Annotated in this window: 23 protein-coding genes and 2 pseudogenes; 12 read left to right on the plus strand and 13 right to left on the minus strand. The window is 67.1% G+C overall.

Features of this window, described 5'->3' with window-relative positions; all coding sequences use genetic code 11:
* The first annotated feature begins 14 nt into the window (after positions 1–14).
* Entirely contained in the window at positions 15–176 is a 162-nt protein-coding gene (locus KCH87_RS15535) for a VOC family protein (protein WP_247196317.1), read from the plus strand.
* On the opposite strand, the pseudogene KCH87_RS15540 reads toward KCH87_RS15535, so the two are convergent.
* Positions 173–373: pseudogene (locus KCH87_RS15540) on the minus strand (transposase); the annotation flags it as partial. The gene KCH87_RS15535 and the pseudogene KCH87_RS15540 overlap by 4 nt on opposite strands.
* Positions 374–659: 286 nt before the next feature.
* Positions 660–1,583, minus strand: a complete 924-nt coding sequence (locus KCH87_RS15545) for a hypothetical protein (RefSeq protein ID WP_210586674.1) — start codon at positions 1,581–1,583, stop codon at positions 660–662.
* An 867-nt stretch (positions 1,584–2,450) separates the two neighbouring features.
* On the opposite strand from KCH87_RS15545, the gene KCH87_RS15550 reads away from it, so the two are divergent.
* From KCH87_RS15550 to KCH87_RS50750, 5 genes and pseudogenes are all read left to right on the plus strand, one after another.
* On the plus strand, positions 2,451–3,491 hold the full coding sequence (locus KCH87_RS15550; RefSeq protein WP_210586675.1) for a DUF4238 domain-containing protein: 1,041 nt from the start codon (positions 2,451–2,453) through the stop codon (positions 3,489–3,491).
* A 128-nt stretch (positions 3,492–3,619) separates the two neighbouring features.
* Positions 3,620–4,018, plus strand: coding sequence for a trypco2 family protein (locus KCH87_RS15555; protein WP_210586676.1), 399 nt, complete (start codon positions 3,620–3,622; stop codon positions 4,016–4,018).
* Entirely contained in the window at positions 3,961–4,266 is a 306-nt protein-coding gene (locus tag KCH87_RS49050; RefSeq protein WP_308298837.1) for a peptidase inhibitor family I36 protein, read from the plus strand. The genes KCH87_RS15555 and KCH87_RS49050 overlap by 58 nt, the downstream gene beginning before the upstream one ends.
* A gap of 159 nt (positions 4,267–4,425) precedes the next feature.
* Positions 4,426–4,998, plus strand: coding sequence for a hypothetical protein (locus KCH87_RS15565; RefSeq protein ID WP_210586678.1), 573 nt, complete (start codon positions 4,426–4,428; stop codon positions 4,996–4,998).
* 128 nt (positions 4,999–5,126) lie between these two features.
* Positions 5,127–5,264: pseudogene (locus tag KCH87_RS50750) on the plus strand (hypothetical protein); the annotation flags it as partial.
* Positions 5,265–5,356: 92 nt separating this feature from the next.
* Here KCH87_RS50750 and KCH87_RS49055 read toward each other — a convergent pair.
* Together KCH87_RS49055 and KCH87_RS15575 are read right to left on the minus strand one after the other, a co-directional pair.
* Complete coding sequence (locus KCH87_RS49055; protein ID WP_247196289.1) at positions 5,357–5,560, minus strand: DUF397 domain-containing protein; 204 nt, start codon at positions 5,558–5,560, stop codon at positions 5,357–5,359.
* Positions 5,557–6,378 carry a helix-turn-helix transcriptional regulator gene (locus KCH87_RS15575; protein WP_210586972.1) on the minus strand — a complete coding sequence of 274 codons (822 nt, stop codon included), beginning with the start codon at positions 6,376–6,378 and terminating at the stop codon, positions 5,557–5,559. Before KCH87_RS15575 ends, KCH87_RS49055 begins: the two co-directional genes overlap by 4 nt.
* A 142-nt stretch (positions 6,379–6,520) precedes the next feature.
* On the opposite strand from KCH87_RS15575, the gene KCH87_RS15580 reads away from it, so the two are divergent.
* From KCH87_RS15580 to KCH87_RS15590, 3 genes are all read left to right on the plus strand, one after another.
* Complete coding sequence (locus KCH87_RS15580; RefSeq protein WP_210586680.1) at positions 6,521–7,024, plus strand: ATP-binding protein; 504 nt, start codon at positions 6,521–6,523, stop codon at positions 7,022–7,024.
* 75 nt (positions 7,025–7,099) lie between these two features.
* The gene (locus tag KCH87_RS15585) at positions 7,100–8,068 is read left to right on the plus strand and encodes an arabinan endo-1,5-alpha-L-arabinosidase (RefSeq protein WP_210586681.1); all 969 of its coding nucleotides are present in this window, start codon (positions 7,100–7,102) and stop codon (positions 8,066–8,068) included.
* Positions 8,050–9,483, plus strand: coding sequence for a family 43 glycosylhydrolase (locus tag KCH87_RS15590; protein WP_210586682.1), 1,434 nt, complete (start codon positions 8,050–8,052; stop codon positions 9,481–9,483). Before KCH87_RS15585 ends, KCH87_RS15590 begins: the two co-directional genes overlap by 19 nt.
* A gap of 94 nt (positions 9,484–9,577) precedes the next feature.
* Here KCH87_RS15590 and KCH87_RS15595 read toward each other — a convergent pair whose 3' ends face one another.
* From KCH87_RS15595 to KCH87_RS15630, 8 genes are all read right to left on the minus strand, one after another.
* Positions 9,578–11,182 (minus strand): histidinol-phosphate transaminase, encoded by a 1,605-nt coding sequence (locus KCH87_RS15595; RefSeq protein WP_210586683.1) that lies wholly within the window; start codon positions 11,180–11,182, stop codon positions 9,578–9,580.
* A 162-nt stretch (positions 11,183–11,344) separates the two neighbouring features.
* The gene (locus KCH87_RS15600) at positions 11,345–12,490 is read right to left on the minus strand and encodes an aldose epimerase family protein (RefSeq protein WP_210586684.1); all 1,146 of its coding nucleotides are present in this window, start codon (positions 12,488–12,490) and stop codon (positions 11,345–11,347) included.
* Between the two features lie 108 nt (positions 12,491–12,598).
* A complete protein-coding gene (gene mmsB, locus KCH87_RS15605; protein WP_210586685.1) occupies positions 12,599–13,843 on the minus strand; it encodes a multiple monosaccharide ABC transporter permease in 1,245 nt (414 codons plus the stop codon).
* A complete protein-coding gene (mmsA, locus tag KCH87_RS15610) occupies positions 13,840–15,390 on the minus strand; it encodes a multiple monosaccharide ABC transporter ATP-binding protein (RefSeq protein WP_210586686.1) in 1,551 nt (516 codons plus the stop codon). Before mmsA ends, mmsB begins: the two co-directional genes overlap by 4 nt.
* Positions 15,391–15,426: 36 nt before the next feature.
* Complete coding sequence (gene chvE, locus KCH87_RS15615) at positions 15,427–16,539, minus strand: multiple monosaccharide ABC transporter substrate-binding protein (RefSeq protein ID WP_374199001.1); 1,113 nt, start codon at positions 16,537–16,539, stop codon at positions 15,427–15,429.
* A gap of 140 nt (positions 16,540–16,679) precedes the next feature.
* Positions 16,680–17,648 carry a hypothetical protein gene (locus KCH87_RS15620; protein ID WP_210586688.1) on the minus strand — a complete coding sequence of 323 codons (969 nt, stop codon included), beginning with the start codon at positions 17,646–17,648 and terminating at the stop codon, positions 16,680–16,682.
* A 110-nt stretch (positions 17,649–17,758) separates the two neighbouring features.
* On the minus strand, positions 17,759–18,763 hold the full coding sequence (locus tag KCH87_RS15625) for an alcohol dehydrogenase catalytic domain-containing protein (RefSeq protein WP_210586689.1): 1,005 nt from the start codon (positions 18,761–18,763) through the stop codon (positions 17,759–17,761).
* Entirely contained in the window at positions 18,760–19,920 is a 1,161-nt protein-coding gene (locus KCH87_RS15630) for a mandelate racemase/muconate lactonizing enzyme family protein (RefSeq protein WP_210586690.1), read from the minus strand. Before KCH87_RS15630 ends, KCH87_RS15625 begins: the two co-directional genes overlap by 4 nt.
* A 260-nt stretch (positions 19,921–20,180) precedes the next feature.
* Here KCH87_RS15630 and KCH87_RS15635 point away from each other — a divergent pair, with 260 nt between their 5' ends.
* Positions 20,181–21,176, plus strand: a complete 996-nt coding sequence (locus tag KCH87_RS15635) for a hypothetical protein (protein ID WP_210586691.1) — start codon at positions 20,181–20,183, stop codon at positions 21,174–21,176.
* Between the two features lie 122 nt (positions 21,177–21,298).
* Here the strand turns inward: KCH87_RS15635 and KCH87_RS15640 are convergent, their stop codons facing one another.
* On the minus strand, positions 21,299–21,754 hold the full coding sequence (locus KCH87_RS15640) for a MarR family winged helix-turn-helix transcriptional regulator (RefSeq protein WP_210586692.1): 456 nt from the start codon (positions 21,752–21,754) through the stop codon (positions 21,299–21,301).
* A gap of 101 nt (positions 21,755–21,855) precedes the next feature.
* Between KCH87_RS15640 and KCH87_RS15645 the strand changes: the two genes are divergently transcribed.
* Together KCH87_RS15645 and KCH87_RS15650 are read left to right on the plus strand one after the other, a co-directional pair.
* The gene (locus tag KCH87_RS15645; RefSeq protein WP_210586693.1) at positions 21,856–22,854 is read left to right on the plus strand and encodes an NADP-dependent oxidoreductase; all 999 of its coding nucleotides are present in this window, start codon (positions 21,856–21,858) and stop codon (positions 22,852–22,854) included.
* Positions 22,855–22,952: 98 nt separating this feature from the next.
* Positions 22,953–23,372 (plus strand): organic hydroperoxide resistance protein, encoded by a 420-nt coding sequence (locus tag KCH87_RS15650; RefSeq protein ID WP_210586694.1) that lies wholly within the window; start codon positions 22,953–22,955, stop codon positions 23,370–23,372.
* Positions 23,373–23,426: the final 54 nt, after the last annotated feature.

Consider the following 23,426-nt stretch of genomic DNA (forward strand, 5'->3'; position numbering starts at 1 on the left):
TTCAGCGGATCACGATGCACCTCGACTTCGAGGTCGTCGATCTGCAGGCGGCCGTGGCGCACGCACTCGAACTCGGCGCGCGGGAATCCGGCCACCAGCCGCAGGAAAACGTCAGAGTGATGCTCGACCCGGCCGGTCATCCCTTCTGTCTCTACATGGACAGCAGCAACAGCTAGCAGAGCGAACCGAGTTGTCGGTGGGTGATGAGGCAGCAGGCGATTTTGAGGAACGCTTCGTGGATGTCGGCCCGGCGTTCCCAGCGGACGCGCAGGCGTCGGAAGCCGTGCAGCCAGGCAAAACTCCTCTCGACGACCCAGCGGTAGGTGCCCAGGCCGGTGCCGTGCAGGGTGCCGCGGCGGGCGATCGTGGGTTCCCGTTGCGCATCTCCAAGAGGTACACCGGGTTGTTCGAGACCAGGACCGTTTTGGCGAGCCGCTCCACGGCGACACCGCCATGTAGAGCGCACTCGTCGTACTCGCCGCGCCCGTGATCGTCCATGGCTCTGTGGGCGGCCTTCTTGGCCCCTTCAAGGAAGCTCTCGAAGGAGAGGGAATCGTCCATGAGGGGACGGTAGCGGACCCTGTAATACAGGTGTGATCACTTTGAAGGGCAGCCCCACGGAGCACGTGGGTTCTGCGGCTGGATCGTGAAGGCAGGAGCTACTCGTCATCCTCCCACTCTGGGCTGTCATGCCAGAGGAACTCATCGGCCGGGCTCAGAACCCTTTCCCCGTTCAGGTCTACCAGTGGTACGCGTCGGTCCATGCGTGCCGCTGCAAGTTCCTCGGTCGTCTTCAGCCGGAGTCCGCAGACACGGCACAAGAATTGCTGGGGAGCGGCTTCTCCAGGCCTGTCCTCCATGATCAGGACAATCGGTCCAGTGATCAGCGCCCCGTGGTGGTGGCAAGCGGGACATTCGTGCGGCAGGAGGAAGGAGCGCATGTCGGGGCCGAAGTCAGCCGTTCGCATCGAGCGAGCTTCCACGTACGCCTCCTGCGCAGCTAGAGGAAGGCCCTTGGTGCGTTCTGCGAGTCGATAGCGTGCCTGCTCCACGAGCTGGCGGAAGTGTCGGGTTGCCTTCTCGATAGCCTCGCTCAGGGTCAGCTGCACGAGGCGATGGTGAGGTCCCCAGTACCGCTTGGCGCCATATCGTCCCCAGGCCTTCAACAGGGTCGTGGTGGTCCTGGCAAATACAGCCAGGCCGTCAAATGAGCCGTTAGGCGTGGCTGATAGATGGGCGACGCCGTTCCGTAGCTCGATCAGCTCGTCCAAGTCGGGGTCAGCTGCTTGTGGAAGGACTCCCAGGCGCTTCAGCCGCTTGATGGCCTGTGTTGCTCCTATGGTGCGGACCCTAGTGGCCGGTTCCAGGCCGGCGAACTGGAAGAGGACGTCATCGTTCCCCTTCATTTCCATCAGCAGGAAGGGGTTCTTCTTGGCCAGTACCGCCTTCGCCAGCCGCTCAACGCTGACACCAGCGTGTAGGAGGAAGACCTCCTCATCGTCGTTCGCGTGAGCGTCCATCGCTGAGTGCGCGAATTTCTTCGCACCCGAGATCAGACCTGTGAAGGTCTTATCGATGTCCATACCAGGACGTTAGCCGTGCCTGTAGCACGGGTGCGATCGCTTTGAGAATCGGTCGCAGAAGGCGTTGTGAGGTCCACCAGGGCTACTCCGGCCCGGGAGCGTCCTCCGGCGGGTAGTCCGGCTGCGGGTACTGCTGTGTTGCTCCTCATCGCCATCGTTGTGGTGGTGGGGCTCCTCATCTGGATCGGGGTCGAACTGAGGCGACGCCCCCCAACAGCCAGCCCAAGACGGGGCTGAGCGGAACGTCGACGTGACTCGATCGGTGACCGGTCTCCTGGCTGTCATATCCAGCGACGTGGCTATCGTCGTGGCAGGAATATGGGGCATCACGAAGGCGGGCGACAAGGCGCAGCAAGTGGTGCCGCTCCTCACAAGCGCGTTCACCGCAGTCACCGCTATCACAACGGCGTACTTCGGGATCAGGGCTGTTGCCAACACGGCTAAACAAGCTATCGAGACGCCGAAGCCTCCGGGGCCCCAAGGTGAGCGGGGCCCCAAGGTGACCCAGGTCCCCCGGGTGAGCCAGGTCCCCCGGGCCCGCCAGGCGGCCAGCCACATCCGTCTGATGAGGGTGAGGTGAACGACGAGGACGACTACTCGGAAGGCGCAGGACGGGCCGCAGGACCACGAGGGTCGCCCGCTAGGGCCAGGGCCGCAAGGGCCGCCGCAGAGCGTGGTCGGCGTTAGATGCTCCAGACCGGACTTCGATCGCTGCCATCGGTCCGGACCCGCATTACTTCCAGGACACCTCGACCCGGTCCGGGTTCCAGACGTTGAAGGGCCGGGTCGCGGAGTGGATCAGGATCTCCCTGATCGACCCCCGGAAAAGGCCATGAGGATGTCAGGGGGTGCCCGTATCGTCATGACATGGGCAAGTCCTCCAAGAAGTCGAAGTTGAAGCGCCGTCACCACACCGTGCCGCGCCTCCATCTTCGGCGCTTCGCTGACGGTGAGCGGATCATGCGCGTCCCTCTCGACGGCAGCGAGCGGCGTCCGGTCGGGATTGCCGACGTCACCGTCCACCGCAACTTCTACTCGATGCGGGATGAGAACGGTCAACTCGACGACACCGTTGAGGATCTGCTCGCCGAGCTGGAGAATAAGGCCGCCAGGGTCATCCGACAGGTCGTCGGCGGGCTGTGGCCTTTGCCCATCGAACACCGCGCCGTCCTGGCCGAGTACATCGCGGCGCAGCATGCGCGGATCCCTGCTGCCCGTACGGTTAACGACGAGATCGGGGATCACCTCGGCAAGGTCGTGATCGCCATGGGCGGAAAGCCCGAGATCCGCACGCGCCTCGAAGAGAACGCCACGGAGCCCGTCTCGGACGAGGAGGTCGATGCGGTGTGGGCGGAGGTGACGGACTTTGACGGCTACTACGCCGAGATGTCGGTCAACGACCACATGCTGTCGATGGGCCAGTCCATGGCGACGGCGTACGAGGTGTTCATGGCACGCTCGTGGGGCCTTATCAAGTTCGAGCACCGCACACTGCTCATTCCGGATCACCCGGTGACGCTGGTGCGCGACGGGGACATGCCTAGGTGGCGCGGCGTCGGTATCGGCAACGCAGGCGCGATCCTCGTGCCGATCGATCGGCGGGTGGCCATCATGATGGCGTCGCCTGGGGTTGATGACTTCTTCGTACGGACGCACACCAAGCTGGCCAAGGAGCTGAACCAGCGCTTCGCGGACAACGCGCGCAGGGAACTGTTCCACCACCCCGATGACAACCCCCTGGAGGGGGTTGAACTGCCTCCGGTGCGAGACCGCGAGACGCGGATCAGCCAGCCGCCGGGCAACTTCCTGTTGCCCGACGGACCCTCGGACGTTTTCAAGCGCGTCGTGAGCGACGTCCCCGAGCCGCCGCCTGGCGCCAAGCCACCCCGGTTCGAGGGGCAGCGATGACATTCAGAACTCGGTGCTGAGGCGGTAAAGGAACACGATCAGATGAGTTGTCCCTGTAACGTGCATGCGGAACCGCTCCCGTGTCGCCGTACGTCTCGGCCTGTAACCGTGACCGGTTGGAGGCCAGTGTGGAGATTGGCATCAGGGAAGCCATCGAGGCCGCTCAGGCCGAGATACGTCAGGCTCTACGGACCTTGCCCATGCAAGACGGCGTGAACTTCCACTACAACAGCGTAGAACTCGAACTCACCCTGGAGGCTTGCAGTTCCTCCGAGAAGCAGGGCGGCGTGAAGTTCTGGGTGGTCGAGGGCTCAGGGAAGCGCGGGGTTGAGGACAGGCTGACGCACACCGTTCGTATCTCTATGGTTCCGACGGGATCGCATTACCAATGGACGTCTGACACGACTTTGGCGCCGCTGGCGTGCCACGCTGAAGGCCCCGTCACGGCACCAGATTCGCGCGGCTATTTGTGGCGCCGCCTCGCAGGGCCCTCTACTTCCAACGAACCTCAATCCGATCAGGATTGAAGACGTTGAACGGCCTGGTCGCGGGGTGGATCAGGATCTCCTCGACTGTCGGACGGTGCGTCCAACCTGGGCGTGCTGGTGGGCGTCTCAATGACCACGTGTGGTCGGTGAAGAACATCTCCGGCGACTCGTGGTGCCTGTACCGGGACGCGGACTACGAGAACGAGATCCAGGTGATCCTGGACGGGCAGACGCTCGACCTGGCTTCGTCCGTGCGGGACGAGGTCAGCTCCGTCGAGCCGTGCTGAGAAGTCCTGCCGAACGAACGCCCCGTCGCACCTCGCCGTGCAGCGGGGCGTCGGCCTGTCGGTGGAGCCCCAAGACTTCTGGAGCCCATGACTTCTCAGGATGGCAGGAGGCAAGGATCCCCGGAGCATGTGAGTGCACACCGACCGGGGATGGCTCACATGGCGGTACGCATTCACTTCACCGACGACGATCTCGCCCACATCAGGCTGGCGCAGGCTCCCGAACCCATGTGGGAGGCGCTGCTCAGCATGCACATGCTTCAGACCGACACCGGGTCCGCCGTCTTCGGCGGCTGGCGGCACCGGGTGCGCCGCGAACTACCCGCCGACGTACGCCCGTTGCTCCGCCTGGCACCGCCCGTCGACTGCTCGGCCGATTTTCTCACCCCGGCGGCCGGCACGGGCGGCCTGGACGCCGGCACCGGCGCCCTGCTGTCCACGCCACGGCAGCGGCTCCGCGGCGACCTGCTGGAACTGGCCCGCGCCGGCCGACGACTGCCGCGCTGGGCGAGGCCGCTGGCCGACGGCGACAAGGAGGCGGTCGCCCACCTCGCGCGAGTGTTCCGGCAGTACTTCGGGACCGCGCTGGCCCCCGTGGTGGGGCCCGCATCCGCACCCGCCTCGACGCCGAACATGCCCTCCACGGACGGTACTTGGCGAACGGCGACCTCGGCGCGCTGCTCAGCGCCCTCCACGCCGATCTCGTCCGGCGGCGGCCGGTGCTGGAGGTGAGGGGGTTGGGCGCGGACCGAGACGTCCATCTGGACGGGCGCGGGTTGCTGGTGCTGCTCTCGTACTTCTGCTGGCGCAAGCCGACGCTGCTCAAGGATCCCGCGTTGCCTTGCGTCGTGGTCTACCCGATGACGCACGAGACGGTTCTGAACGGCACGCCCGGACTCCGTCCCCTGAACGCCCTCCTCGGCCGCACCCGCGCCGGGATCCTCGAGACGGTCGCAGACCATGGTGTGACGACGACCGAACTCGCCCATGACACGGGGATCTCACCAGCCACGGCCAGCCATCACGTCGGCATTCTGCGCAAGGCGGGGTTACTGAGCACGCAAGGCGAGGAAGGCCGTACTGCATTCCGTCACGCCGCTGGGGCTGGCCCTGCTGGACGGACGTGCGTGATGAACTCCGTCCACGTGGTGGGGGAGAGGGCGAGCGCGGGGGCCTGCCGGTTCTTGGAGTCGCGTACGTGGATGGTGGCGGGGGTGAGGGCGACCTCGACGCAGTCGCCGGAACCACCGCTGCTGTAGCTGCTCTTGAACCAGGCCAGTTTGCTGGTGCTCATAGGTCTCCTCGCATCCGCTGCAACAGGCTCATGGAGTCTTTGAGGGTGAGAGCCTGTGAGCGCATCCTGGCATACCGCATCTGGAGCATGCTGACCACTTTTCGATCAGCGATGAACTGGCCGCTTTCCTGCCCCTCGCAGTAGGCGAACCACTTGTTCTCCGCGGTCTCCAGCAACTGCATGGGTCCGTCCAGCCCTGCGTGAGTATCCTGCTCCGTCGGCATGATCTGGATCTCCACGTTCCGCAGGTCGGCGATCTCCAGCACATGGTCGATGAGCTCCCGCGTGACCTCCACACCACCCGTCCGCCGCCGGAACAGGTGCTCCTCCAGGATGAAGGCGAACGCCGTGTTCGGCCGTTCTCGCAGCAGTCGTTGCCGTTCCGCCCGCGCTACCCACTGCGCCTCGATCTGCTCGTCGCTCAGCGGCGGGAGCTGGTTCGTGAACAGCGTCCGCGCGTACGCCTCCGTCTGCAACAGCCCTGGAATCAACCGGCATTCGTAGGTGTACAGCGTCATCGCCATGGCCTCCAGCTGGGCCCACCGCCGAAACCACGCCGCCAACCCGGGCTGTCGAGCCAGATACCGTGCCGCCCGTCGCAGGGCGCCGGTATTGCCGAGCACCGGCTCCGACCGGTCCGCGAAATCCGGATCCGGCATCCGCCGCCCCAACTCCACCGAAGCCACCGTGTGCTTCGACAGTCCCACCAGATCCCCGAACTCCTCCCGGCTCAGCCCGGCGTGCTCCCGCAACGCCTGCACGACCGCCCCGAACGTCCGCAGACTGTCCGACGCCTCCGGCTCACCGCCGCCCACCATTGAATCGACCACGGTCGGTCACCTCCCCGGGTCATGGTCACGGCCAGTCACACGTACTGTCCACCCCGTAACCGCGTACGCTCCCGCAGCGTACGCGCCGTGGACCTGGTGAACTTCCCCCCTCGGCCGCCAGATTGAGCGCATGCACGCACCGCTCACCCCCCAACCTCCGGTTACCGTACGTATGTTCACCCAGCGCCTCAGTGCCACCCCACGCGGCGCCCGTCTCGCCCGGCACCTCGCCGTGCACCAGCTCCACGCCTGGGGCATCCCGTACGGCAGTGACGCCTCGGAAGCGGTCGCAGTGATCGTCGCCGAGTTGGCGGCCAACGCGGTGACCCACGGCCGGGTCCCCGGACGGGACTTCGAGCTGGGGCTGTCCCTGCCGACGGGCAGCATCCGGATCGAGGTCAGTGATACCCGAACCGAATCCAGCCCGCCGAAGCCGGGCGATGTGCCGCCTCCGTGTCCCCTCGGCGAACACGGCCGCGGACTCGTTCTCGTCGAGGCCCTGGCCGACCGGTGGGAGGTGCTGGACCGGGACCCTCCTGGCAAGACCGTCCGTGCGGAGGTGGACCTGCCGGGGTGGCGGGCCCTTCTCGGTGGACGTGGGTGGCGAACTCCTGTGGCGCGCGCGGGTCATTGACGCGCAAGTGATTCGATTCTACGTTCCGTCCGAAGTGACGATCGTTGTTCGAGATACAGAACAGGAGCGTCCCGTATGAGCCGCAAGAGAACCGCACTTCTCGCCCTCCCCGCAGCCGCCCTGCTTGCCCTCATCCCGTCCAGCGCGTCGGCCTACCCCAACCCCGGTACCGTCACCGGTTCCGTCGTCACCCACGACCCGACGATGATCCGCACCTCGTCCGGCCAGTACCTGCTGTACGCCACCGGCGGGGGCATCGCGAACAAGACCTCCAGCAACCGCATCGCCTTCAGTGCGGGCGCCGACGCCTTCTCCTCCCGCCCGAGCTGGTGGTCGACGTACTCCTCCGTCCCGGAGGCCTGGGCGCCGGACATCTCGTACCACGGGGGCAAGTACCTGCTGTACTACTCCGTCTCGAAGTTCGGCTCGAACACCTCGGCCATCGGGCTCGCCACCTCCAGCACGGGTCAGCCGGGCAGCTGGACCGACCAGGGGACCGTCTACACGTCCGGCTCGTCCAGCGACTACAACGCCATCGACCCGAACCTCTTCGTGGACGACGACGGCAAGTGGTGGCTGTCCTTCGGCAGTTGGTGGACCGGGATCAAGATGATCCAGATCAACCCGTCCACCGGGAAGCAGCTGGCCGGCAACACCAACCGGTACTCCCTCGCCTCCCGCCCGACCGGCACCAAGGCCGTCGAAGCGCCGTACATCGTCAAGCGCGGCCGCTACTACTACCTCTTCGCTTCGTACGACACCTGCTGCGCCGGCACCAGCTCGACGTACAAGGTCAAGGTCGGCCGCGCCACCGGCGTCACCGGGCCGTACCACGACAGGAGCGGCGTCGCGATGACGAACAACGGCGGCACGCCGGTCCTTGAGTCGCACGGCCGGTACATCGGCCCCGGCGGGCAGTCGATCATGAACGATGTCGACGGGGACCTGATCGTCTACCACTACTACGACGGCCAGGACAACGGCACACCCAAACTCGGCATCAACCTTCTGAACTGGAGCAGCGGATGGCCCGTCGCCTACTGACCCTGCTGGCCGCACTGGTCTTCCTGCTGGGGCTCGGACAGTCCTCCGCGAGCGCGGCCTCCTTCTCCAACCCCGTCAAGGCGCAGAAGGGCGCCGACCCCTGGATCTCGTACCACAGCGGCAACTACTACATGGTGACGACGAGTTGGACCGACGCCATCACCATGCGCAAGTCCACCACCCTCGCCGGCCTCGCCACCGCGCCCAGTGTCCAGGTGTGGACGGGCGACGCCGCCTCCCGGTGCTGCAACATCTGGGCGCCGGAGCTCCACTTCATCAACGGCCGCTGGTATCTGTACTACGTCGCCGGCCAGAACGTCTCCGACTACATCCCCACCCAGCGCACCCATGTCCTGGAGAGCGCCGGCTCCGACCCGATGGGCCCGTACACCTACCGCAACCAGCTCAACTCCGCCTGGATGCTGGACCCGACGGTGGCCACGATCAACGGCAGCCTGTACCTGTTCGGCAGCGCGAGCGGAGGCACACAGAATCTCGTCGCCGCGCGGATGTCCAACCCGTACACCCTCGCCACCGGCTTCTCCACGATCTCCACGCCGACCAACTCCTGGGAGACGTCCGGCGGTTCGGTGAACGAGGGCCCGGAGATCCTCCAGCGGGGTGGCCAGACGTATCTGATCTACTCGGCCAGCGGCTGCTGGACCCCCGACTACAAGCTCGGTCAGCTCACCCTCACCGGCTCCAACCCGCTGTCCGCGTCCTCCTGGACCAAGAAGTCCACGCCGGTCTTCCAGCGCAACGACACCGCGGGCGTCTACGGTCCCGGACACAACGGCTTCTTCACGTCCCCCGACGGCTCCGAGAACTGGATCGTCTACCACGCCAACGACGCCGCCTCCGAGGGCTGCGACAACGGACGTACGACCCGCGCCCAGAAGTTCACCTGGAACTCCGACGGCACACCGAACCTCGGCACCCCGGTCGCCCTCGGCGCGAGCATGACCGGCCCGTCCGGCGAGCCCTCCTCGGCCTCCACGACGTACACCATCACCAACCGCAACTCGGCCAAATGCCTTGACGTAGCCGGTGGTTCGACCGCCGACGGCGCAAACGTCCAGCAGTACACCTGCAACGGCAACAACAACCAGCGCTGGCGCATCGAGGACCAGGGAGACGACACCAGCCGCCTGGTGAACGTCGCCACCGGCAAGGTCCTGGACACCGCCGACTGCTCCTCCGCCGACGGCGCCGACCTGCGCCAGTGGACCTGGCTGAACAACACCTGCCAGCGCTTCAGATTCCTGACGACGAGCGACGGTTACGTCAGGATCGTCAACCAGGCGACGGGCAAGGTGGCAGATGTGGCGAACTGCTCCACGGCGGACGCGGCGGACGTACGCCAGTGGACGTGGCTGAACAACCCCTGCCAACAGTGGCGATTGAACCCCGTGTAGCACAACGCGCCCCAAAGGGGCGCGGGGAACTGCGCGACCAGCCACAACGGCCCCGCAGTCGCCCGCATACAGCACCACCTACGGCGAGACGGCGTTACCCGGCCTGCCCCATCCCCGCCGCATTCGGCCAGCTCTGGGCATTGGGCCACCCCGCAGCAGGCGCAGGCGTAAGCCCGTTAGTGCCCCGGACCTGGGCGGCGGTGAGTCCACCCCGGGCCGGGACACCTGGCGGTGTGGGGCCCGCCGGCTGGGGAGCGGCTGCCGCGGCCGCCGGGAACTGCGAGGGGATGGGGGGAGCCGGCGCGGGCATGGGGGCCGGCGCAGGGATGGGAGCCGGCGCAGCCATGGGCTGCGGGTAGGCCTGGGCGGCGGCCGGCATCGGCATCCCGGCTCCACCGGTGTGCCCCGGAGCCGCCATACCGCCGGAGGCCATCGCGTGCTGGGGCATGCCGCCCACGGCCATGGCCTGAGCCGCAAGGCCATGCATACCGGCCCCGTTGGTCGCGCCGACCAGACGGTCCACCGCCGCCGTACCCGAGCTGTAATTGGTCCCTGTACCCAGCTCGGGCACGGCGGCTCCCCTCCTGGTCCCGTAGAGCACCTGTTCCAGGCCGGACACCAGGCGACGCACGTCGACCTGAGGGCGCACCACGAGTCGCAGGAAGCGGCTCGACGAACCGATCTTGTTGCCGCACTCACGGACCAGGATCCGGTGCTCGGTGAGGAGCCGGTCCCGGACCACGGTGCCTTCGGCGCCCACGGGGAGGCGCACGAAAAGGAAGTTGCCCTGGGAGGGGTAGACCGTCAGACCGGGCAGCGAGGAGAGCTGGCTGGCCATGTCCAGGCGGTCACGGCGCACCTGGTGGAGGCTCTGCATGTACTCCTGGCCGTGGTTCTTCAGCATGAACACCACGTGCTCGGCAAAGGCGTTGAGGTTCCACTTCGGCAGCATCGAGCGGACCCGGCCCGCGAGCGAGGGGTTGGCGACCAGATAGCCGAACCGTATGCCGTGCAGTCCGAAGTTCTTGCCGAGGCTGCGCAGGACGATGACGTTCGGGCGGAGCATCGCCTCCTGGACGACCGAAGGCTCCGCCTCGGCGTCGGCGAACTCGAGGAACGACTCGTCGATGACGACCAGGTCGAGGTCGGCCATCGCGTCCATGAACTGGGTGATGGCGTGCCGGTGGAGGAAGCCGCCGTCGGGGTTGTTGGGGTTGCAGATGACGGCGACGCGGGTGCCGCGGGCCCTGATGAACTCGGCGTACTGCGCGAGGTCGAGGGCGAAGCCGCTGGACTCCTGGAGCGGGAACATGTCGACCCGCTTGCCGGTCTCCATCGGCTGGTCGGTCCAGCGGCCGAAGGTGGGGACGGGGATCGCCAGGGACTCACGGACCATCAGGTGGTCGATCCAGGTGATCAGCTCGGTCGAGCCGTTGCCCATCGCCACGGCCTGCGGCGGGAGTTGCAGGAGGTTGCACAGCTCGGACGTGATTGTGTCGGCGCTGCTGGGGTAATAGGTGATGATGTCGCGCAACCGGCCTGCCATGTCGTCGAACATGGCGGGCGTGGGGAAGTACGGGTTGCACGGGATACAGAAGTCGATCGGGCCGGCTCCTTCGCCGCCCTCGCGAGTCAGAGCCGCCATCGACGGGCTGTGCGCCGCCGTGCTGCGGAACAGCGAGGTGACGTTCTCAGCCATGGAACCTCCGTATGGGGCGGACCCGGTGGGGACGACCGGGCCCGTCGTCTTTGGGTGGCCCGCGCGGGGGAGCGCGGGCCACCCTTAGATACGGATGCCTGTGAGGCGCTGTTCAACGGCTGTGGATTCGATGGAAACTTGTGAAGCTACTGTGAAGCAGGGTCACTTGCCGAACGAGTGCACCGTCGTCGACCGGTACGTCTGCCCAGGTCGCAGCGTCGTTGACGGGAACTTCGGCTGGTTCGGCGAGTCCGGGAAGTGCTGCGTCTCCAGGCACAGCGCGTCGCCCTGCCGATAGACGCTGCCACCGGTGCCGGCGAAGCTGCCGTCGAGGAAGTTACCCGAGTAGAACTGAAGGCCCGGCTCGGTCGTGGCGATCTTCAGGGTGCGGCCGGAGGACGGGTCGCGGAGCGTGGCGATGTGCTCCGGCTTCCCCGTGATGCCCTTGTCGAGCGCCCAGTTGTGGTCGATCCCCTTGCCGTACAGCAGCTGCTGGTGGGCGACGCGGATGTCCTCGCCGACCGTCTTGGTGGAGCGGAAGTCGAAGGGGGTGCCCGCGACCTTCGCCAGCTCGCCCGTGGGGATCAGCCCCGAGTCGACCGGCGTGTAGCGGGAGGCCGCGATGGACAGCTCGTGGTCGTAGATCGTGCCGCTCGACTCGCCCGCGAGGTTCCAGTAGACGTGGCTGGTGAGATTGACGATCGTCGGCTTGCTGGTGGTGGCCGCGTAGTCGATCCGCCAGTCGCCGCGCCGGGTGAGGGTGTACGTCACCTTGCTCTTCAGCGTTCCGGGGTACCCCATCTCGCCGTCGACGCTGACGTAGTGGAGGTGCAGCCCGACGTCCGTGCCCTGGACGAACGGTTCGACGTCCCACACCCGCTTGTCGAAGCCCTTCGCTCCGCCGTGCAGGGTGTTCTCGCCGTCGTTGACGTCCAGCTGGTAGGCCGTGCCGTCCAGGGTGAACTTGCCCTTGGCGATGCGGTTGCCGTAGCGGCCGATCAGCGCGCCGAAGTACGGGCTCTTGGCGACGTAGTCCTCGATGTTGTCGAAGCCCAGGGAGACGTTGGTGTAGCGGCCCCGCCGGTCGGGGATCTCCAGTGACTGGACGATGCCGCCGTAGGAGAGGACCTTCAGCCGCGTCCCTCCGTTCTCCAGCGACCAGCTGTAGACCTTCGTGCCGTCGGCGAGCGTGCCGAAGAGCGACTTCACCGGCTTCCTGCCTCCCGTGGCGTGTGCGGTGCCGATGGTGGTGGCGGTGACACCGGCGGCCGCGGCCCCGGCTATAAGCGTGCGTCTGTTCAGTTCCATGCAGCGGCTCCAGAAAGAAGAGTTGGACAGCGCCGCCAGGGGCGCGGGGAACTGCGCGACCAGCCACAACCGGCCCGCAGCCGCCCCACGACCCCGGCGACCCCTTGCCTACGAACCGACCTTGCGCTTGTTCCACACGTCGAACCCGACCGCCGCCAGCAACACCAGCCCCTTGATGACCTGCTGCCAGTCCGTGCCGATGCCGACGAGGTTCATACCGTTGTTCAGCACGCCCAGGACCAGACCGCCGATGATCGCGCCGAGGACGGTGCCGACCCCGCCGCTCATCGACGCACCGCCGATGAACGCGGCCGCGATGGCCTCCAGCTCGAAGTTCAGACCGGCCTTGGGCGAGGCCGCGTTGAAGCGGGCGGCGAAGACCAGACCCGCCAGGGCCGCGAGCATGCCCATGTTCAGGAAGACCAGGAAGGTGACCTTCTTGTCCTTCACACCCGACAGCTTGGCCGCCGGAAGGTTGCCGCCGATCGCGTAGATGTGGCGGCCGATGATCGCGTTGCGCATGACGTAGCCGAAGCCGACGAGCAGCACACCGAGGATGATCAGCACGATGGGGGCGCCCTTGTAGCTGGCGAGCAGCATCGTGAGCGTGAGGATGGCGGCACCGATCGCCACCAGCTTCAGCAGGAACAGGTTGGTGGGCGGGACATCGAGGGCGAACTCCTGCTGGCGCCGGCGGTCGCGGAACTCCTGGAAGACCACGAACACGATCAGCCCGATGCCCAACAGCAACGTGATGTTGTGGTAGTTGGTGTTCGGGCCGACCTCGGGCATAAAGCCGTTGGCGACCTTCTGGAGCCCCTCCGGGAACGGGCCCAGCGTCTGACCCTCAAGGAAGATCTCGGTCAGACCGCGGAAGATCAGCATGCCCGCGAGGGTCACGATGAAGCTTGGTATGCCGCCGTACGCGATGAAGAACCCTTGCGCCGCGCCCGCGACCGCGCCCATGGCCAGGCACAGGATCACCGCGAGGGGCCAGGGCAGATCGTTCCTGACCATGAACACGGCGGCCATCGAGCCGATGAACGCCGTCAACGAGCCGACCGACAGGTCGATATGGCCCGCGATGATGACGAGCATCATGCCGATCGCGAGGATCAGGATGTAGCTGTTCTGGAGTACCAGGTTGGAGACGTTGCGCGGCAGCAGCAGGTCGCCGTCCGTCCACACCGCGAACAGCACCACGATCAGGCCGAGCGCGATCAGCATGCCGTACTGCCGCATGTTGCGGCGCATGCCGTCCAGGATCAGCTGCAACAGGCCGTTGCCCGTGGTCGAACCGCCCTTGCCGGGCGGCGCGGGGGCCGGCGTCTTGGCGGTCACATCCGTACTCATCGGGATACCTCTTTGTCCTTGGTCATCTGACGCATCAGCGATTCCTGTGAGGCCTCGGCCCGCGAGAACTCACCGGTCAGCCGGCCCGCGGCCATCGTGTAGATGCGGTCGCACATACCGAGCAGCTCCGGCAGCTCGGAGGAGATGAAGACCACCGCCTTGCCCTGCGCGGCCAGTTGGTCGATGACGGTGTAGATCTCGTACTTGGCGCCGACGTCGATGCCGCGCGTCGGCTCGTCCAGGAGCAGCACATCCGGACCCGCGAAGATCCACTTGCTGAGGACGACCTTCTGCTGGTTGCCGCCGGACAGCTTGCCCACCGGCTCGAAGACGGTCGGCGCCTTGATGTTCATCGACTTGCGGAAGCCCTCGGCGACCTGCCGCTCCTCGTGCTCGTCGACGACCCCGCGCTTGGAGACCTTGCCCAGGGCGCTGAGCGAGATGTTCCGGCCGATGGTGTCGATCAGGTTGAGTCCGTAGTGCTTACGGTCCTCGGTGACATAGGCGATGCCGTGCTTCACGGCCTCCGCCACCGTCTTCGTACGGATCTCCCGGCCGTCCTTGAAGACCGAGCCGCCCGCGTACCGGCCGTAGGTGCGCCCGAAGACGCTCATCGCGAGTTCGGTGCGCCCGGCGCCCATCAGGCCTGCGATACCGACGATCTCCCCGCGCCGCACGGACAGTGACACATCGTCGACGACCTTGCGCTGCTGGTCGATCGGGTGGTGCACGGTCCAGTTGCGGATCTCCAGGGCCGCCGCGGTGCCCACCTCGGTGTCGTGCTTCGTCCGCTCCGGGAAGCGGTGCTCCAGGTCGCGGCCGACCATGCCGCTGATGATCCGGTCCTCGGTGGTCTCCGCGGCCTTCACGTTCAGCGTCTCGATGGTGCGGCCGTCGCGCAGGATCGTCACCGAGTCGGCGACCTTGCGGATCTCGTTGAGTTTGTGGGAGATGATGATCGAGGTGATGCCCTGGTTCTTCAACTCCAGGATGAGATCGAGGAGTTTGCCGCTGTCCTCGTCGTTCAGGGCGGCGGTCGGCTCATCCAGGATGAGCAGCTTCACCTTCTTCGACAGCGCCTTGGCGATCTCCACGAGCTGTTGCTTGCCCACGCCGATGTCGGCGACGCGGGTGTCGGGGTGGTCGCCGAGACCGACCCGGCGCAGCAGCTCGGTGGCGTGCCGCAGCGTCTCGGTCCAGCTGATGATCCCTCGTGTGGCGTGCTCGTTGCCGAGGAAGATGTTCTCCGCGATGGAGAGGTAGGGGATCAGGGCCAGTTCCTGATGGATGATCACGATGCCGTGATGCTCACTGGCCCTGATGTCCTTGAACTTGCAGATCTCTGACTCGAAGAGGACCTCACCGTCGTACGTCCCGTGCGGATGAAGGCCGGAGAGGACCTTCATCAGGGTCGACTTGCCGGCGCCGTTCTCCCCGCAGATGGCGTGGACCTCGCCCTGCTGGACGGTCAGTGTGACGTCCGACAGCGCCTTGACGCCGGGAAAGGTCTTGACGATCGAGCGCATTTCCAGGACGGGTCCCGCCATGGTCGTGCCTTCCAATCCCTAGGGTGCGGCGGTGGGTTAGTTGAGGTCGCTCGCCTTGATGTAGCCGGAGTCGACAACTTCCTTCTGGTAGTTGGCCTTGTCGACGCTGATCGGCTCCAGCAGGTACGACGGGACGACCTTGGCGCCGTTGTCGTAGGTCTTGGTGTCGTTGACCTCGGGCTTCTTGTCGTTGAGTACCGCGTCGACCATGTTCGAGGCCACCTTGGCAAGCTCACGGGTGTCCTTGTAGACGGTCATCGACTGCTCGTCCGCGATGATCGACTTCACCGAGGCGAGCTCGGCGTCCTGGCCGGTGACGACCGGCAGCGGCTTGGCCTTGGAGCCGTAGTCGTCGGACTTCAGCGCCGACAGGATGCCGATGGAGATGCCGTCGTACGGCGAGAGGACCGCGTCGACCCGCTCGGACTTGTACGCCGAGGTCAGGATGTCGTCCATGCGCTTCTGTGCGGTGCCGCCGTCCCAGCGCAGCGTGGTGACCTGGGTCAGCGCGGTCTGGCCGGAGCGGACGACGAGCTGCTTCTTGTCGATGAAGGGCTGAAGGACGTTCATCGCACCCTGGAAGAAGTAGCGGGTGTTGTTGTCGTCGTTGGAGCCGGCGAACAGCTCGATGTTGAACGGGCCCTTCTCGGAACCGTCCTTCAGGCCCAGCTTCTCCAGGATGTAGTTGCCCTGGAGCTCGCCGACCTTCTCGTTGTCGAACGACGCGTAGTAGTCGACGTTCTCGGTGCCGAGGATCAGCCGGTCGTAGGAGATCACCGGGATGTCGGCGTCCTTGGCCTGCTGGAGCACGTTGTTCATCGACTTGTTGTCGATGGCCGCGACGATGAGCGCCTTCACACCTTGCGTGATCAGGTTCTCGATCTGCGAGACCTGCTGGTCGGGGTCGTCCTCGCCGTAGACCAGCTTGGTCTTGTACCCCTTGGACTCCAGGTCCTTCTTGACGTTGTTGCCGTCGGCGATCCAGCGCTCCGACGACTTGGTCGGCATCGCGATGCCGATGGTGGCTCCCTCGGCGCTGCCCGAGTCCTCTTCGCTGCCGCCCTCACCGCTCTGACCGCAGGCAGTGAGGGTGAGGGCGAGGGAGGCGGCCGTGGCTATCGCGGCGAGTGCGGCTCGGCGAGTACGCATGATCATCATCCTTGATGTCGGTACGGGCTCGGTCTGGTGCTGCGGGACCCTCTGGGGTGATGCGCCGTACGACCGAGAAGAGGGTGTGTGGGATTGTGTTCGGCTGCGTCTTCTTTTGTGAAGAGGTGTCGGCCGGAACGTTATGAGGGTGTTTCGAAACGACGGAGCGGGCCGGGCAGCCGGGAGCCGAGCGGCGCCATGTCGCCGTCCGCTCCGTGCCGTGCGAGCAGGTCCAGGGCGAGCCGTCCCCGCCGCACCCGTTCCCGGGCGGTGGTCAGGGTCAGCTCGCGCAGATGGTGGCCGTACGGGTAGATCCCCGGGGCCTTCGACAGACCGAACTTGAGGTAGAGCGGTGCGCCGCGCCGGATCAGCTCGGCGACCTCGTACATCCGCACATAGCCGCCGAGATCGTCGGGGGCCTCGATGTACATGTCCATGGGGGCGGCCGACACCCGCCGGATCTCGGTGAGATGATCGAGCGTCAGATCGCTGGGCACGTTGAGCGAGTCGGCGCCCAGGTTCTCGAACACCGCGTACGCCGCCGGGTTGACCGGACCGATGAGCGCGGAGACCTTGAGGGTGGTGTCGGCCGGGATGATGCCCGCCGTACGCGCCCGGTGCAGGGTCCACAGCACGCCCTCGTCGGCGACCAGCAGACACTTGACGCCCAACTCCGTTGCCCGGACGGCGTCTTCGACGCAGCCGGCGACGGCGTCATGACCACGGGCACGCAGTCCGCCCCCGCGCGAGTCGGTCCGGGTGGACCCGCCGATGTCCCAGGTTCCGCGCGGACCCGTGAACAGGCAGAGCTCGATGTCCCGTTCGTCGGTGGCCTCGACCATCTCGGTGATCTCGGCGTCGGTCAGCATCCACACGCCGCTGCCCTGGCTGATCCGGTGGATCGGCACATCGAGCCGCGAGGACTCCTTCAGGATCACGGCCAGCGCTTCGGGGCCCTCGCACGAGGGGATCTCGGTGCGCCAGCGGCCGCCGCCGGGGAAGGAGTGCGGCGAGGTGTCGGCGGGGTCGAGGGCGGGCGCACCCAGGCCGAGCGCGGTGAGGGCCTGCTCACCGGGGCGACGGGCTGCCGTGTCGGAAGCGTCGGTCACTAGCTGTCCTTCGTGTTCGATATATCGGACGGAGTTCGCGGCTCGGGGTGGGAAAAGCTGGGAGTACGCCGGTGCGGGGGCCGTCAGGTCGCCCCCGTACCGGCGTACGACTAGGGGCGAAGGAGCACTTTGCCGACCTTCGGATCACCGGACCCGACCAGCTCGATGGCCTGCGGGAACTCGGCCAGCGGCAACTCGTGCGTGACGAGCGGCAGCGGATCGAGCAGCCCGGCGGCGAACACCCGCACCGTGTGCGCCCAGGCGTCCGGCGGCGCCCCGAAGACGGTGTGCACCTCCAGCTGCCGTACGACCAGATCCGTCGGGTCGAGACCCTCGGCGCCCGGCGCCGGGATGCCCGTCAGGACCAGGCGTCCGCCGCGCCTGAGCAGGGAGGCGGCGGTGCGCGCGGCGGACGCGGACCCGGCGGTCTCGATGACCACGTCGAAGTCGCCGGGGAGTTGCTGGTCCTTCGTACGGAAGTCGGTGGCGCCGTACTGACGCGACAGCGCCTCGCGGTCGCCCCGGGTGCCCACGACCAGCAGCTCGGCCGGCGAGCCCGCCTTGAGGAACTGCACGGCGAACATGCCGAGGGTGCCGGTGCCGACGACCGCAACTCGCTCACCGGGCCGGGAGTTGGCCTTGATCGCGGCGGCCGCGATACAGGCGGCGGGCTCCAGCAGCGCCGCCGCCGTGAGGTCGGCCGCGTCCGGCAGGACGTGCAGCAGCCGGGCCGGGAGCGTGAGCGTGTCCGCCATCGCGCCCGGCTGGGTGAACCCGGTCTCCTCGTAGCCGGCCGAGCACAGGGTCGTCTCGCCCGCGTGGCAGCGGTCGCAGACCTGGCAGTTCCGGAAGCCCTCACCGACGACCTTGCGGCCGACGAGGGACTCCGGCACACCGGCGCCGACGGCGTGCACGGTGCCGGACCACTCGTGGCCGGGGGTCAGCGGGTAACGGACGTACCCCTCGGGCCGGTTGCCCTGATAGACCTCGCGGTCGCTGCCGCAGATCCCCACGGCATGCACCCCGACGAGCGCCTCGCCGGGACCCGGCTCGCGCGGCGTGTGCTCGACGAGCCGGTGCTCGCCGGGCGCCTCGATGACGACGGCCCTGCTCACGCCTGCGAACCCTTCGGCTTGCGCTGCTCCCAGCCCTCGGCCCACAGGTCGAACCGGGCCTGCTGCTGGGGGAATTCGGCGGCGGCGTCGGTGTCGAGCTCGACGCCGAGACCGGGCGCGTCGGAGATCTCGAAGTACCCGTCCACGACCTGGGGCGCCCCCTTCACGACCTTCTTGATCTCCGCGTCGGCGAAGTCGTTGAAGTGTTCCAGGATCTTGAAGTTCGGGGTGGAGAAGCCGACTTGGAGGGAGGCGGCGGTGAGCACGGAGCCGCCGACGTTGTGCGGCGCGACCAGCATGTAGTGGGTCTCGGCGGTGGCGGCGAGCTTCCGGGTCTCCCAAATGCCGCCGATATGACCGACGTCGGGCTGGAGGATGTCGACGGCCTGGCTCTCGAAGAGCTCGCGGAACTCGATGCGGTCATGGATGCGCTCACCGGTGGCGACGGGCATGTCGACCTTCGCCGAAACCTTTTCGAGCGCCTTCAGGTTCTCCGGCGGCACGGGCTCCTCCAGCCAGGCGGGCTTGAAGGGCGCGAGTTCATGCGCGAGCCGGACGGCCGTGGAGGGCGAGAACCGGCCGTGCATCTCCAGCATCAGCTCGGAGTCCGGCCCGATGGCGTCGCGCACGGCCTCGATCAGCGACACGGCGTACAGGGTCTGCGCGTGGTCCAGCTCGAAGTGCCCGGTCCCGAAGGGGTCGATCTTCAGCGCCTTGTACCCGCGGGCCATGACCTCCAGGGCGGCCTTGTGGTAGGCCTCCGGCGTCCGCTCCGTGGTGTACCAGCCGTTGGCGTAGGCCTTGACCCTGTCGGTGACCTTGCCGCCGAGCAGCTGCCACACGGGCACGCCGAGCGCCTTGCCCTTGATGTCCCAGCAGGCCATCTCGATGACGGCGATTCCGGACATGACGATCTCGCCGGCCCGCCCGTAGTCCCCGTACTTCATCCGGCGTACGAGGTCTTCCGTGGCGAACGGGTCGGAACCGAGAATGTGATTGGCCTCGGCCTCCCGCAGATAGCCGATCAGCGCGTCGGTGCGGCCCAGCATCCGGGTCTCGCCGACTCCAGTGATCCCCTCGTCGGTGTGCACCTGGACGTAGGTCAGGTTGCGCCACGGCGTCCCGACCACGTGAGTGCTGATTCCGGTGATGCGCACGGCAGTTGCCCCTTGCTGCGTCGTCGTCGGCTCGGTTCCAGTGTGTTCGATATTTCGGCACACGTTCGAAATGCTGGCGTGACAGTAAGGAGGGGGCGGTCGGGGTGTCAATGGGTCGAACACATAACGGTTTCGACAGTTTCGAGAAGAGCTTTCGGTCCGTCACGCCAACACGCCATACCGGAAGCGGAAGTTCCCCACACAACTTTCACAGCTGTGACTATGAACGTTACCTGTGAGGAACTTAGTCTTCCCGCGTCATGGACTACTGCCACCCGTGCCGACGGCACCTGAATGGCGCCCTGGCCTGCCCAGGGTGCGGCGCACCGGCCGACTCGCTCCAGGAGTCGCGCGCGTACGCGCAGGGCAATGGCGCGCGCCCCGGGCCGGCCGGCGGCGGTGCCTACACGGGGTCGTACGAGGCTCCGGGCGGCGCGTACGGGGCCCGGCAGGGGGCGTATGAGACTCCGGCCCAGGGCGGGTCGTACGACGCTCCGCGCGCCGCTGGGAGCGATGCCTACGGTGAGGGTCGCGACGCGCCCCACGGTGCCGAGCCTGACGAGGCGTACGACGATGACGAGCGCGCCGATGACGAGTACGACGACGAGCCCCGCGGCCGGGCCGCCCGGCGCCGTGGTCGGGGTCGAGGCCGGGGCAGGGGTCGTGGGCGGGATGTCACCGTCGCCATGGGCGCGGTCGCCGTCGACGAGGGCGATGATGACGACGACGAGGAGGAGCCTGCCTCCGCGGGGTCGAGCCGACGCGACCGCAAAGCCGCGGCACACCGGCGCCGCCGTCGCCGGACCCTGCTGATATCCGCGGGCTTCATCCTCGCGGCCGCCGGACTGAGCCTCGCCGAACTCGGCATGGACGCCCCGGGTTCGTCGCCGAAGACGGCGGTTGCCGGCGGCGACGCGTCGGCCGAGGGCGGCACCTCGGACGAGGCGGGCGAGACAGCCGAGCCGATAGGCGACAAGGCGGGTACGGCCGCGGATTCTCCCAGCCCGTCCGGCTCCGGATCCCCGTCGGCTTCCAAGTCCGCGAAGGAGAAGAAGCCGAAGGACGACGAGACGGACGCCGACCAGGACTCCCAGTCCTCGCCGGCGGACACGGTCCCGGATCCGACCACGGGAGCCCCCGCCACATCGGCCCCGCCCCAGACATCGGCCCCGAGCGCCGACCCGCCCTCGTCGGAACCGACAGCGGACCCGTCGCCTTCGGAGTCGTGCGAGCGCTTCTTGTGGTGGTGCGCCTAAGCGACCTCGGCGAAGTCCGCTCCGGTTCGGCAGCGCCCCAAAGGGGCGCGGGGAACTGCGCGACAAGCCACGACGGCGCCGCAGACAACCGACAACCCATCGCGGCACAACCAGTGGAGCGCCTAGCGCTCTGCCGACGAGCCCGTTTCCAACATCCGCCGCAGCAAATCCCGCAACGCCAGCCGCTCGTCGTCCGAGAGTCCCGCCAGCGGTTCCCGCGCGAACCGCAGCGACTCGCGCAGCCCTCGCGCCACGCGCAGCCCCTCCTCCGTCGCCGCGGCAAGCTTCACCCGCCGGTCCTTCGGGTCGGGCCGCCGCTCCACCAGCCCCCGGGACTCCAGCCGGTCCACGATCCCGGTGACGTTCGACGGTTCGCACTTCAGCTTCTTGGCCAGCTTGCGCATCGGCAGCGGCTCCAGTGACAGCAGGCTGAGCAGCCGCGCCTGTGCGCCGGTCAGGGCGTGGTCGGCGGCGGCGACGTCGAAGTCCTCGTGGTAGCGGGCCACGACGTCACCGATCAACTCGACCACTTCCATGGTCAGGGCGTCGGGGCGGCGGGTTTTCTGGTCTGTGGCCATGCGCTCCAGAGTACCCCGTTACTTGACATCATGAAATATTCAGGAGCATGGTTGTTTCAGGTACTGAAGTATTGCCCCGCTCGCAAGGAAAGGCGCTTGTCATGATCAACCGCGAATGGCACCTGCTCAGTCGCCCCGTCGGCTGGCCCAAGCCCGAGGACTTCGCCCTGGTCGAGACGGAGGTCCCGACGCCGGGCGAGGGGCAGGTGCTCGTCCGGAACAAGTACCTCTCCGTCGACCCGTACATGCGCGGACGCATGTCGGCGGCCAAGTCCTACGCCGCTCCCTTCGAGCTCGGCAAGGTCATGCAGGGTGGCGCCGTCGGTGAGGTCGTCGCCTCGAACGCCGAGGGCATCGCCGTCGGCGACCACGTCCTGCACTTCTTCGGCTGGCGCGAGTACGCCGTCATGGACGCGAAGAACGCCGTCAAGGTCGACCCGCAGGCCGCGCCCCTGTCGACGTACCTCGGCGTCCTCGGCATGACCGGCCTGACCGCCTACGCCGGTCTGCTGCGCACCGCCTCCTTCAAGGAGGGCGACTCGGTCTTCGTCTCCGGCGCGGCCGGTGCCGTCGGCAGTCAGGTCGGCCAGATCGCCAGGCTGAAGGGCGCCTCCCGGGTCATCGGCTCCGCCGGGTCCGACGAGAAGGTGAAGCTGCTCATCGAGGAGTACGGCTTCGACGCCGCCTTCAACTACAAGAACGGTTCGGTGAGCGAGCAGCTGCGCGAGGCCGCCCCGGACGGTGTCGACGTGTACTTCGACAACGTCGGTGGTGACCACCTGGAAGCCGCCATCGGGCAGCTCAACCTCCATGGCCGGATCGCCATCTGCGGCATGATCTCGGTCTACAACAACACCGAGCCCGCCCCCGGCCCGAAGAACCTCGCCCGTCTCATCGCGACCCGCGGCCGCATCGAGGGCTTCCTGGTCGGAGACCACTACGACCTCCAGCCGCAGTTCGTCCAGGAGGTCGGTCCCTGGGTCGCCTCGGGCGCGCTCAAGTACCGCGAGACGGTCGTCGAGGGCATCGAGAACAACCTGGAGGCCTTCCTGGGTGTCCTGCGCGGCGACAACACCGGGAAGATGATCGTCAAGCTCTGACCCTCTGGTCGCTGTTTCCGGCATGCGGTAACTTCATTCCGAAATCCGTCGTCGATCGTGGGCGCGAGTCACGGCGGACCTAGGAGGAAGACAACCGCATGCCCATTCAGCAGTCCGAGGTCCTGTACACCGCCGTCGCCACCGCCGAGAACGGCCGTGACGGCCGCGTCGCCACCGACGACGGCAAGCTCGACGTCGTCGTCAACCCGCCCAAGGAGATGGGCGGCAGCGGCTCCGGCACCAACCCGGAGCAGCTCTTCGCCGCCGGCTACAGCGCCTGCTTCCAAGGTGCGCTCGGCGTCGTCGCCCGTCAGGAGAACGCCGACATCTCCGGCTCGACCGTCACCGCGAAGGTCGGCATAGGCAAGAACACCGACGGGTTCGGCATCATCGTCGAGATCTCGGCCCACATCCCGAACGTCGACGCGGCCACAGCCACGTCCCTGCTCGAGAAGGCCCACCAGGTCTGCCCGTACTCGAAGGCAACCCGCGGCAACATCACCGTGACGCTGGTCTGACCACGATCGTTGCTACGACGGAGGCCGCACCCTTGGACGTGGGGTGCGGCCTCT

Origin of the sequence: Streptomyces sp. GESEQ-35 (assembly GCF_017948485.1) — a bacterium.
GTDB lineage: Bacteria > Actinomycetota > Actinomycetes > Streptomycetales > Streptomycetaceae > Streptomyces.